The organism is Peribacillus sp. TH14 (genome assembly GCF_016651145.1).
GTDB classification, from domain to species: Bacteria; Bacillota; Bacilli; order Bacillales; family DSM-1321; genus Peribacillus; species Peribacillus butanolivorans.
In genome coordinates this window covers 5,200,505-5,212,652 of sequence record NZ_JAEKEK010000001.1, presented here as the reverse complement: position 1 = coordinate 5,212,652, position 12,148 = coordinate 5,200,505, and the positions used below count along the sequence as shown (strand labels likewise).

Here is a 12,148-nt window from a genome sequence, read left to right as displayed (position 1 = left end):
TAGGGGAAGAGTGCTTTCTTAGTCAACATGCAGAGGGAAACTTTCTGTTAAGGAAGAAAGTTGAAATCTTAAAAAGACCATAACAATTTAAGGGAGATCACTGAGAAAGATTTTAAGGGATTTATCGAGGTACATAAGAATTAACATCCTGAATGGAAGAAGTTACTTGCCCTGATATTAATACTGCCAAACAAAAAAACTAGTATTGTCCATTTCTTTGGGTGATACAACAGAGACTAATTAGAAATGTGTATATGACTTTTTTGCGTCCAAAAAGGTTACTCAAACTTAAATCGAAAGATTCTGATTTATTCATATTGAATTTAAATTAAGAAAAATCTATAATTTATATATTAATAATGTTTTGTATATGAAATATTTATTACTGGAAATGATTAGATAAATAGTAGAAAATGTTACTAGATACACTAAATCAATATTTTACCTTCAGTGTATTAAATTTATATTTTTAGTAAAGTTTGTGTAGTTAACTGTAACTTTGGGAATAAGAAGTTCTTCCCTCATTTACGACAATAAAACTGGACCCCCCAATTAGTTTTATATACGGAAATATGTTTTAATTAAAAATATACATTAAAATCTATTTATTAGTGAAAGTGAAAAGATTGTGAGGTTAAAAAGGATGCCAATTTGTCAATTAGAAGAATACTCGATTCATTATCGGGAATCTGGTGAAGGAAAAGCGCTTGTTATTCTACATGGATTGGGAAATAATTCTCAATCTTGGGGACATCAACTCAGTCAGATGAAGGAAGAATTTAGAGTAATTGCTTGGGACGCACCTGGGTATGGTGAAAGTTCCGATCCAAAAGAAGAATTTCAAGAATTTTCCCAGTTTGCAGATGTATTGAAAGAATTCCTGGAGAGTCTGAGGCTGCACTCAGTTTACCTACTCGGGCATTCAATGGGATCGGCAATTGCAATCGATTTTACGAACCGTTTTCCAGAAATGGTAGAGGCGCTGATTATATCAGATGCGACACGTGGAGCAGCCGGAGTAAGTCCGGAAGAAAATAAAAGAAAGCTTCAGAGTAGATTACACTCTATCGATACGTTAAAGCCTAGTGAACTTGCGAAAAAAAGGGTGAAAGCGTTAGTGTCGCCAAATGCACCAGTTGAGGTAGTGAAAGAAGCAGAACGAATTATGTCGCAAGTGCGACCGCCTGGATACCGGTCTGTTTCCTACTCTTTATCAAATTTAAACCAAATGGAGATACTTTCTTCTATATCTATTCCGACACTTGTTATGTGTGGAGAGCTGGATCAGGTCACTCCGGTAAGTGAATCAAAGATTTTTCATGAATTGATTCCGAAATCAGAGTTTGCCATCGTTCCGAATACAGGTCATTTATGCTATCAAGAAGATCCTGGAGTGTTCAATAAATATGTCACTGAGTTTTTACAGAAACAACCGGTAGGTCAGAAATAAATGCTTACAAAAACAAAAAAGGAAATAAATAAAACAAGAAAATTTTCTAGGAAAACTGCAGAGAACGGTGGACATTTTACTGCATGTCCTTTTCTAAGTTTCAGGTGATCTGTGATAAAGCTATGTTGAAGTCGGGAATTACATTTTTCTACTTTTTCTTAATCGATGAATGGTTGCATGAAGATAGATTTCTAAATTGTCTCTATCTTTTTTTATTTCAGTGTAGAAAAGATTAAAATAGTTGAAGGTATCTCCTCTGCATAGTTTTTTGCGACGCCGAAATGTAATGAATTTACAACGGGAGGAATACTTGAATGGCAAGCGAAGAGAAAGAGAAGTATAGTGCCAATTCATTAGTAAGAGGATTGGAAATCATTAAGCTTTTTAATGAATCACAGCCGAGTTTATCGCTTTCAGAAATAGCGAAACAACTGGGAGTAAGCAGAACGGTGCCATATCGTTTATTATTTACACTACAAAATATTGGGTACCTGTCTCAGGATGAACATACAAAACGTTACAATTTAACGCCAAAAGTGCTTGAATTGGGTTTTAGTTATTTAAACAGCTTGAAATTCCAGGAAATTGTCCAACCTTATATGGAGACGCTGCGTGATGAAATCGGAGCATCTTGTCATTTGTCCATCTTGGATGGTCAGGAAGTGGTATATGTAGGTAGTGCCCCAATCAGAGGTGTATCAGCTGTCAATGTGAACATTGGTTTGCGACTACCAGCACACGCATTAGCCAATGGGAAATTACTGCTGGCCTATCAGCCAAAAGAAATGTTAATGCAAATGTTCCAAATCACTAACCTCACTCCTTATACAGACAAAACCCTTACAGCGCCGGGGGAATTCCAGAAGCAGTTGGAAACTATTCGGCAAAAAGGATATTCGATGACAAGCGGGGAGTTTCACCCTGGTATCCGTTCTGTAGCAGCGCCGATATTTGACCGGACTGGAAAAGTATTGGCTGCTTTGAATGTGGTGGCAACAGAATCTGCTTATCAGGAAGATTTTATCGATAAAATTGCCTTGCCGAAATTACTGGAAGTTTCTCAACAGCTATCCTCTCATATGGGATACAGTGGAGGAAATATGTTTCATCATAAGGACGTCTAAAAAGCTGGATTTTTAATCTGAAAAATGAATAACCTTTTTCAAAAGTGTGGGTACCCAGTCTTTATGGGTATCCGCACTTTTTTGTCGTTTTAAAAAAATTTATGAATGTTATAGTTCCAGCCCCCTGTTGAATAAGGCGCTTGAACATATGTTCATAAAAAGGGTTGTTTTGATTATAAACAAAGTTTCAAATATTCTAAAAACTTATCTTGACAATGAAGGGCTTTCATTTTAGAATTAATTCATAGATAAAACAATGTTTTGCTTATGAAACAATATAAGATTTAGAAACAACAAATAAGGGAGGATTTTTAAAATGACAAATGAAACTTTTTCGGTGAAAGAATTTGAAAAAAAATATGTTGCACGCTTGGAAGACCGTACACTCGATTGGAACGTCTTAAAGTTCCAAGAGGAAATTGATCCAGCTTATAGACGTGCTCAAATGAGATATATTGGACGAGGTGCCACAGCGAATAATGATACAAATGTAATTGCAGGGGAACATTTTACACTAAGTACAATGGTGCTTCCTCCGGGATGTGTCGGGCCGTTACATCTCCACGATGATGTAGAAGAAGTATTTTTCATTCTTGAGGGAGAAGTTACAGCGTTGATTCAAGAAGACAGCTACAGCGAAGTACATGAGATTAAATTGAGTGCAAGAGACTGCATAAGCAGCCCTCCGGGAGTGTATCGGGGAATTAGAAATGATGGGAAAGAAGAGGCGCGCATGCTTGTTATGCTTGGAGCGGTGAAGCCTAATTTGCCAACATATCCAGAAGGTAGCGAGCTTGAAGAATTACGAAAACAACGGTCCAAGGAAAGAGAAGCCATCATTAAAGACTGATCAATTAAAAGAAGAGGGGCACCTACATTATGAAAAATAATGAGGCGCCCCTTTCGATTAGATTGTTAAAGGTGAGCAAGACAATCTATCAAAAAAGCAATCTATTTAATGGGAGGCATAAAAAGATGCTTGGAATTACTCATTTACGGCATATTAGTTTGATCACTCCGAACTTTGAAGAACAGGCAAAGTTTTATGAGAAGGTTTGGGGCTTGGATAGAGTGGATGTTCCAGAAGAAGAGAATACAGTATATTTTCGCGGGGCTGGCCCAGAACATCATATTTTAAGCCTTTACAAAGGAGAAAAGCGTGGTTTGCACCACATCTCATTTGGAATGGTCGATAAAAACGCAGTGGATCGTGCAGCTGAAATATTACAATCAAAAGGCGTGCGTATTATCGAACAACCCGGGTATTTGGATGAAGCTGGTGCTGGTTATGGACTTCGATTTATTGATCCTGAAAACCGTGTTATTGAGCTTTCAGCATGGGTGGAAGTTCAAACGTCAATTTGGAACAAGAAAAATGTAGATCCTGTGAAATTGAATCATGTCGTCATGAATACAAAAAACTTAGATATGATTGTAGAGTTTTATACAAATGTACTTGGTTTTAAAGTTACTGATTGGAGCGAGCACCAAATGTCTTTCTTAAGGTGCAACCGGAAACACCACTCCATAGCATTCAACCAAGATGAACATGCTTCAGTCAATCATATTGCTTATGAGGTTGATTCTGTCGATGAACTAATGCGTGGTATAAGTAACGTTCGAAAAGCAGGACTGTCAGAACTTTGGGGACCTGGACGTCATGGGCCAGGAGACAATATTTTCTGTTATTTCCAGGATCTAGGCGGTTTTGTAATGGAGTATACATGCTATCTCGAAACGATTGAAGATGAATCTGAGTGGAGAGCACGTGTTTGGAAACGAGTACCTCACTTAATGGATCAATGGGGTATTGCAGGACCCCCGAAGCCTGAAGCCCGTAAAGCAATGGGGGGGGAACCGGATCTAGGCTGGGTAGATTCTAAAGTTGATGTTTCGTTAATTGGAGGGAAATGAGGTCAAAGATGAGTGGAAAAAGATATAATTCGCGGAATTCTTTACCTCCCATTGTCATCGGGCAGGACGTTATAGATTCACTTGAGATGTAACATCTTGTTCTTTTTTAGCCCTATATCGTGTAAGAAAAACCTGTTATAAAAGGAGTGACGAGATGGATTTAGGCTTGAAAGGGAAAGTTGCTGTTATTATGGGAGGCACGTCTGGTGTTGGATTAAAAACAGCAGAAATGTTTCTAGGTGAAGGTGCAAAAGTAGCTATCTGCGGAAGAAGCAAAGATCGTATGGAAAATGCCCAAAGTCACTTGCTGTCATTTGGGGACAAAGAAAATATTTTGGCATCAACTTGTGATGTTACTTCTAAATCGGATGTGGATTCATTTATTAATGGTACTGCAGAAAAGTTTGGCGGGATCGATATATTGGTGAATGCAGCTGGACAAAGCGTGATGGGTTACTTTTTTGATATTACAGATGAACAGTGGCATGAACAAATTCAATTAAAGTTTTTTGCTATCATATATGCCGTTCGTGCTGCGCATCCACATCTAGTTAAACGGGGTGGCGGGCGGATTATCAATATTAATGCAACGCTTGCAAAAGAACCTGAGCGTCACATGGTAGCGACGGCAGCAGCACGGGCGGGTCTTTTAAATTTAAGCAAAACGCTATCTCAGGAACTAGCCTTTGACAATATTTTGGTGAACTCAGTTAGCCTCGGATTGATACGGACTGATCAATGGGAGCGCAGAAGATTGAAAAATGCACCTGATATGGATCCGGAAGAATATTATGGAGATCTTGCGAAAAAACGGAATATTCCACTTGGCCGTGTAGGTGAGGCGGAAGAAGTCGCTAGTGTTATTGTATTTCTTGCTTCAGATAAAGCTAGTTATGTAGCTGGATCGACGATTGAAACTGCAGGAGCAATCGGTAAAGCGCTTTAATAATATTACTTAAAAAAGGTAGGATAACAATATGAAAAAACAAGAAGAAATAGAGTTTACGACCGCTGATTCCATCGTAAAAGAGCTAGTGCAAGCTGGCGTAGAAGCTGCTTTCGGGATTGTCAGTATTCATAATATGCCTATCTATGATGCGATTCTTAGAGAAGGAAGCATTAAACTCATCTGTTCACGTGGAGAGAGCGGTGCAGTCAATATGGCCGATGGTTATGCACGTGCGACTGGAAAACTAGGTGTAGTAATTACTAGTACAGGTACAGGAGCAGGAAATGCAGCAGGTTCATTAGTAGAAGCTTGGGCCGCTGGTGTTCCCCTTCTTCATCTTACCGGCGAAGTCGCTTCAACATATCTTGGAACAGGTAGAGGATACATACATGAATGTAAAGACCAGCTCTCGATGATGAGCGGTGCTTGTAAAAATGCTGTAAGGCTTAGAAATCCGGCACAATCAGCTGCGGTTGTAAGAAAGGCGATTCAAGAAGCGTTAACTGCGCCAACTGGACCAGTTACATTGGAAATTCCAATTGACTATCAATCGGCAATTATTGAGGATATTTCTCTCGATGGAATACAAGTTGCAACATCTGAAAAACAATCAACGGCATTTATTCCTGAACAAGCCGTGGAAAAAATGGTTGAAGCGCGCCGTCCAGTGATTTGGGCCGGAGGTGGTGTCATAAGTGCTAATGCTTCGCAAGAGCTGCAAAAATTGGCGGAACTTCTTGGTGCAGCAGTTATAACAAGCCAATCAGGAAAAGGTTCGATTCCCGAAAACCACGAGCAATGCATAGGACATTTCGCGGCTTATGAGTCCACAAAAGAGTTTTTGCAAAATGCGGATTTGTTAATCAGCGTAGGTGTTCGTTTTAGAGGGAATGAAACGTCCAACTGGAAAGTACCAGTACCTGAAGAGCATATTGCAATCGATGCAGATTTGCAGGCAATTAACCGTAACTATAAGTCGACGATAGGTTTGGTTGGCGATGCGAAAGATATGTTAGCGGCCCTCATTCAAAAGCTTGAAGAAAAGTCAGTTTATGCAGATCCTTCTTATGTAAGTGAAGTCCGTTCACTTAGAAATGAAGTGCGCGCACAACTGCGTGCAACGCTTGGACCGTATGAGCAATTTGTAGATGGCATGAGAGAAAATTTGCCGAACGATACCATTATTGTTCGAGATGTTACTGTTCAGGCAAACGTTTGGGGCAGCCGTTTATTTGAAATTTATGAACCGAGAACCTCAATTCATGCATCTGGTGGCGGAATTGGTCAAGGCCTTCCAACAGCTATTGGCGCCCAAATGGGCTGTCAAGATAAAACAGTTGTGCTGATGGCTGGAGATGGTGGTTTTATGGTTAATGTCGGGGAAATGGTTACTGCAGCTGAAGAAAATTTACCTGTTATCATTGTATTATTTGATGACTCAGGCTACGGTGTTCTCCGCAATATTCAAGAAGCTGCCTATGGGCGCCAGGTAGCAGTTGATTTATTGAGTCCAGATTTTGTGAAACTTGCTGAGTCCATGCACTTTGATGCTGTACGGATTGGTTCTGGGGATGAATTTGTAAGCGAACTGAAAAAAGCAAAAGAAAGACGTAAGCCTTCAATGATCGTTGTTGATATGGAAGCTGTGGGACCAATGGCAAAGCCGTTTGGTGGACCTCCAGGAGCAGCCGAAGCATTTAAACCAAAAAAACTTTAATGGAGGATTGAGAATGATTTCGACATATCCGGTTGTTTCAGGTAAATACCTTGTTAATGGAGAATGGAAAGAAATAACAGAAACAGTTGATGTAATCAATCCCGCAAACACGTCAGAAGTAGTCGGCCAAGTGGCAATTTGTTCTGAGGTAATCGTAAATGAAACGATAGAAGTGGCAGTGAAGGCTTATGAAACCTGGTCTCGCTCTGATGTAAAGGACCGGGCTACCCGGATGAATACAGCGGCAGAGGAACTGGCTAAAATAATTGAGGAAAATGTCACAGTTTTTGTTCGAGAAAATGGAAAAACGCTTGTTGAAGCTAAAAAGGATTTACTACGTTGTGTTGAGGTCATGAAGGGTTGTGCAACAGAGGTACTTAACTGGTGGCAACCAGAAGTGCTCCCAGGAAATCAAAATGTACAAGTCAGAAGAAGAGCGAGAGGTGTCACGGCAATTATCACACCGTGGAACTCTCCGATGATTTTGACATTTAAACGAGTCATACCAGCGATTTTAGCAGGCAATACTGTTGTTGTGAAACCTGCTACAAATTGTCCGTTAACGATAATGACTTGTTTAAAAGTGGTAGCTGAACATTTTCCGCCAGGAGTCATTAATATTGTGTCTGGTTCAGGAAAAGCAATCGGAGACACACTTTGCTCTGATTCTCGTGTGCGTACCGTTGCTTTTGTCGGCAGTACAGAAACTGGAAAAGAAATTATGAAGAAATCAGCAGGAAATCTACAAAAAGTTTATATGGAACTTGGAGGTAATGATCCTGCTATTATTTTGGAAGATGCCAACATGGATGAAGCAGCAATCAAACGTTTGAGAATGGGTATTTTACGAGCTGCAGGCCAAGTATGCTCTGCTGTTAAACGAGTGTATGTCCATGAATCACGCTTTGACGAAGTTGTGAAAAAATTAACCAAAGAGTTTGGCCGAGTCGTGGTTGGTGATGGCATTCAGCCTGATGTAACAATGGGGCCATTGAATAATAAAGCACAGTTTGACTTTGTGAATGAGTTGATCGAACGTACGGCTAAGTCTGGTGGAAAAGTTGTCACTACTGGGATACAACTTAATCCAGAAACATGGGATCAAGGTTATTATATGCTTCCTTCTATTATTACAGGAGTCGATCAGCAAAGCGAAGTGGTCCGGGTCGAGCAATTTGGACCAGTCATCCCTATTTTGCCTTTCTCTGATGTTGATGAAGCGGTAAGGTTAGCGAATGATAGTGAATTTGGTTTGCGTGCGTCTGTTTGGACTATGAATGAAGAATTAGCTATAGCGATGGCCGATCGTCTCGAAGCAGGAGCGGTTTTCCATAATAACCATACCGTTTTCAACGAATTGGCCCTCGATTTTCCTGGTTTAAAAGAAAGTGGTGTTTCCCGCGAAACGAGACATTGTGGACTTGAATTCTTTGCAGACTCATATGGGTTTGCTGATTGAGGAAGGATGAAATTACATGAAACTAGGGCTAATTGGATGCGGTAATATCGGGAAATTTCTGCTTCAGGCAATAAATAAAGACGGACTTCTTCCAGGAGGGAAAATCGTTTCGATTTATGCACGCCGTGAAGAAATAGCAGCTCAACTAGTTGAAGAATTTGGGACACAGTCGTATAGTGATGTTGACTCTCTCCTTAATTCAGATGTGGATTTAGTCATAGAAGCAGCGACAATTGAAGCTGCTGAAGAGTACGCATTGAAAGTGATAAAAAGCGGAAAAAATCTTTTATTAAGCAGCATAGGTGTAATGGCCGATGCTGCTTATGAAGACAATATTAAACGCCTCTGCCAAAAAAATAACGTTAATATTTTCCTCCCGTCCGGTGCAATCGGAGGTCTCGATGTACTTAAATCGGCAAAAGCAGTTAATGGACTTGAATCCGTGAGTATTACAACGAGAAAACCGCCTAGCGCGTTGCCTGCAGGTTCTTCATTAGAAGAAGAAACGGTATTATTCGAAGGTTCTGCTGCGGAAGCAATTAAGCAGTTTCCGAGAAATATTAATGTTGCTATTGTATTGTCTTTGGCTGGTCTCGGGTCTGAAAAGACGAAAGTGAAAATCATTGCCGATCCATATGTATTGAAAAATATTCATCTTATTGAAGCGTCAGGTTCATTCGGAAAACTTAAACTTGAAGTAGAAAATGATCCAATGCCAAACAATCCGAAAACGAGTTACTTAGCTGCGTTAAGTGTATTGGCTACTCTGCAAAACAAAGAGAAGAGTGTTCAAATTGGGTAATAATTGATTTAAGTCATGTCATGTTCATAGAGGGGAGACTACAAGTATGCTTAAAACTGATAAATCCATAGAAGAAATGTCGAAACAGCAAGTTGTTAGCTATTTGAACGAAACGGTCAAACCAGAGGAAGGAGTAATACCTGCTTACCTCCTAGGCAATCAAACGGTTTACGATATAGAACATGAAAAAGTATTTTTGAAAACATGGGTCTTTGTCGGTCATGAATCTGAAGTCCCGAACAAAGGAGACTACATGACACGTGACCTCGCAGGATATTCGCTCATTATTACACGTGATAATGAAGGGGGAATTCGTGCTTTTTATAATATGTGTACCCATCGTGGAATGAAACTTTGTCGGGCTGACAAAGGTAACAAGACTTTATTTACGTGTCCATATCATGGATTTAACTTTAAAAACACAGGAGAGCTTGTGGGTGTGCCACTTCAAAAAGATATTTATGGCGGGACGCTTGATCGTTCACAAATGGGGCTTCACCAAGTGAAGCTTGAATCCTATAAAGGTCTTTTATTTGGAACATGGAATGAAGATGTAGAGCCGCTTGAAGAGTTTCTAGGTGATATTAAATGGTATTTAGATATCCTTGTAGGACGGGCAGAAATGGAAGTAATCGGGGTCCCTCAACGATTTGTTGTTAGTTCTAACTGGAAAGTAGGTTCTGATAACTTTGTTGGTGATTCCTATCATACGATGGTCACACATGGTTCAATTGCAAAACTAGGAATGGTACCTAATGCAACGTATTCAAAGCGTGGTTTTCAAATTCATACGGAAAACGGACATGGACTAAACTTAGGAACACCTAACCCTGATTTTGCTTTCCCGGAAGAATTGAAAAATGAATTTAAAAGTAATTTGTCAGAAGAACAATATGAAGTATTATCAAACTTAAAAAATATGATTGGAAACGTTTTCCCGAACTTATCATTTTTAATTTCTCATACAAAAATTAAAGACCAGTTTATCTCTAACACTTCAATTAGAATGTGGCGGCCAATTGGTCACAATAAGATGGAAGTAATCGCTTGGATGCTCGTTGAAAAAAACGCCTCTCAAGATTGGAAAGATCGTTCAAGAGATTCGTTTATCTTGACGTTTAGCCCATCTGGCATTTTTGAGCAAGATGACACGGAAGTATTTACGGACATTACTGAAGCCGCCCAGGGTCCGATGCCTTTTCTAAAGAATTTAACTTATAATTATACAATGGGTCTTCATCGCGAACCTGTTGATTTTATCGGACCAGGTGTTGCTTACGATGATAAATTTACAGAAGCAAGTCAACGGAATTTTTATAAATACTGGTTGGAATTAATGACGAAATGATAAGCGGGAGGGGGAAGAAAAATGAAAGTGGAAGAAATGCTTGTTAAATGTGAATTTGAACAGTGGTTGTATGATGAAGCACAATTACTTGATGATATTGAATTTGATGAATGGTTCGATCTAATGCATTCGAGTTTGTGTTATCAAATGCCTGTACGTGTCAATAAGGAAGGAGTTGAACGTCCGGATTATTCAACTAAAATGTTTACATTTAATGATGATATTGAATTACTTAAGCTCCGCGTAGATCGTTTGAAAACGGATTATGCATGGGCAGAAATTCCTCCTTCCAGAACGCGGCGTTTTGTCAGCAACGTGCGTGTTAAAGACTTTGTTGAAGGTGAAAAGGCGGTCGTTAAGAGCTATCTACTTATCTATCGAAGCCGTAGCACTGATATTCAACACGATTTGATTTCGGGGGAACGAAATGATGAATTCATATTCGAAGATGGTAAATGGAAACTTTCCAAACGGATATTCATTGTTGATCAAACAACAATAAATACAAGGAACCTCGCTATCTTCGTATAACAGTAAGTATCGTAAAAAAGATAACAAGGAGGTTGGTTACAATGGCAATGGCCTTAAAAGATAAAGTAGTGTTGATTACTGGTGGTAATTCGGGTATAGGAGAAGCTGTCACTCGACGTTTTATACAAGAAGGGGCAAAAGTCAGTATTATCGGCCGCTCTATAGAAACGCTAAAGAAAATGAAAGAGGAATTTGGTGAAGAAATTCTCATTAACCAAGGAGATGTAAGTAAATACGAAGACAATGAGAAGGCTGTACAGGCCACTGTTAAGCAATTTGGGAAGTTAGATGTTCTCGTCGCTAATGCAGGAGTCTTCGATGGATTTGCTAAATTTGCCGACGTAACTCCCGATGCACTTTCCGAAGCATATGATTTCCTGCTCAATATTAACGTTAAAGGCTCTTTCTTCGGTGCGAAAGCAGCACTTGAAGAACTGCAGAAATCTAATGGCAATATTATTTTTACTGTATCTGGTGCAAGTTTCTATCCTGATGGAGGTGGCGTTTGGTACACAGCAAGCAAGCACGCTCAAATCGGATTAATGCGCCAACTTGCGTTCGAACTAGCTCCAAATATTCGGGTAAATGCTGTAGCGCCTGGTGGCACACTGACAGCATTATCGGTCATTCCACCTCTGCGCCCATTTGTTAAAGTCGTGGATAATGATACAAAAGCAAGCAGCATTAAAAAAAGAAACCCACTTCAACTTGCCCAGTTGCCAGAAGATCACGTTGCTGCGTATGTACTGTTAGCTTCTGACGAAGCGCGCGCGATTACCGGTGAAGTCATTTCTAGTGATGGTGGATTGTCAGTGAGGGGACTTGGCTGAATGAATGTTTAGAATAAATAGACT

At 39.8% G+C, this 12,148-nt stretch carries 11 protein-coding genes; all 11 read left to right on the top strand.

Going from position 1 to position 12,148, the window contains the following annotated elements:
• Positions 1–643 precede the first annotated feature (643 nt).
• The 11 genes from JFU50_RS25085 to JFU50_RS25035 all read left to right on the top strand — a co-directional run bounded on the left by JFU50_RS25085 (position 644) and on the right by JFU50_RS25035 (position 12,124).
• A complete protein-coding gene (locus tag JFU50_RS25085; RefSeq protein WP_201224670.1) occupies positions 644–1,450 on the top strand; it encodes an alpha/beta fold hydrolase in 807 nt (268 codons plus the stop codon).
• Between the two features lie 314 nt (positions 1,451–1,764).
• A complete protein-coding gene (locus JFU50_RS25080; RefSeq protein WP_201180712.1) occupies positions 1,765–2,574 on the top strand; it encodes an IclR family transcriptional regulator in 810 nt (269 codons plus the stop codon).
• 316 nt (positions 2,575–2,890) lie between these two features.
• Positions 2,891–3,424 carry a cupin domain-containing protein gene (locus tag JFU50_RS25075; RefSeq protein ID WP_053345923.1) on the top strand — a complete coding sequence of 178 codons (534 nt, stop codon included), beginning with the start codon at positions 2,891–2,893 and terminating at the stop codon, positions 3,422–3,424.
• Positions 3,425–3,453: 29 nt separating this feature from the next.
• On the top strand, positions 3,454–4,488 hold the full coding sequence (locus tag JFU50_RS25070) for a VOC family protein (protein WP_242485269.1): 1,035 nt from the start codon (positions 3,454–3,456) through the stop codon (positions 4,486–4,488).
• Between the two features lie 154 nt (positions 4,489–4,642).
• A complete protein-coding gene (locus JFU50_RS25065) occupies positions 4,643–5,434 on the top strand; it encodes an SDR family oxidoreductase (RefSeq protein ID WP_201180710.1) in 792 nt (263 codons plus the stop codon).
• Between the two features lie 31 nt (positions 5,435–5,465).
• Positions 5,466–7,154 (top strand): thiamine pyrophosphate-binding protein, encoded by a 1,689-nt coding sequence (locus JFU50_RS25060; RefSeq protein ID WP_201180707.1) that lies wholly within the window; start codon positions 5,466–5,468, stop codon positions 7,152–7,154.
• 13 nt (positions 7,155–7,167) lie between these two features.
• Positions 7,168–8,613, top strand: coding sequence for an aldehyde dehydrogenase family protein (locus tag JFU50_RS25055; protein ID WP_201224668.1), 1,446 nt, complete (start codon positions 7,168–7,170; stop codon positions 8,611–8,613).
• A gap of 16 nt (positions 8,614–8,629) precedes the next feature.
• Entirely contained in the window at positions 8,630–9,415 is a 786-nt protein-coding gene (nadX, locus tag JFU50_RS25050; RefSeq protein WP_201224666.1) for an aspartate dehydrogenase, read from the top strand.
• A gap of 46 nt (positions 9,416–9,461) precedes the next feature.
• Complete coding sequence (locus JFU50_RS25045; RefSeq protein ID WP_053345929.1) at positions 9,462–10,763, top strand: aromatic ring-hydroxylating oxygenase subunit alpha; 1,302 nt, start codon at positions 9,462–9,464, stop codon at positions 10,761–10,763.
• A gap of 21 nt (positions 10,764–10,784) precedes the next feature.
• Positions 10,785–11,294 carry an aromatic-ring-hydroxylating dioxygenase subunit beta gene (locus JFU50_RS25040; protein ID WP_201180703.1) on the top strand — a complete coding sequence of 170 codons (510 nt, stop codon included), beginning with the start codon at positions 10,785–10,787 and terminating at the stop codon, positions 11,292–11,294.
• A gap of 41 nt (positions 11,295–11,335) precedes the next feature.
• Positions 11,336–12,124: an SDR family NAD(P)-dependent oxidoreductase gene (locus tag JFU50_RS25035; protein ID WP_235569509.1), complete on the top strand. Its 789-nt coding sequence runs from the start codon at positions 11,336–11,338 to the stop codon at positions 12,122–12,124.
• Positions 12,125–12,148 lie beyond the last annotated feature (24 nt).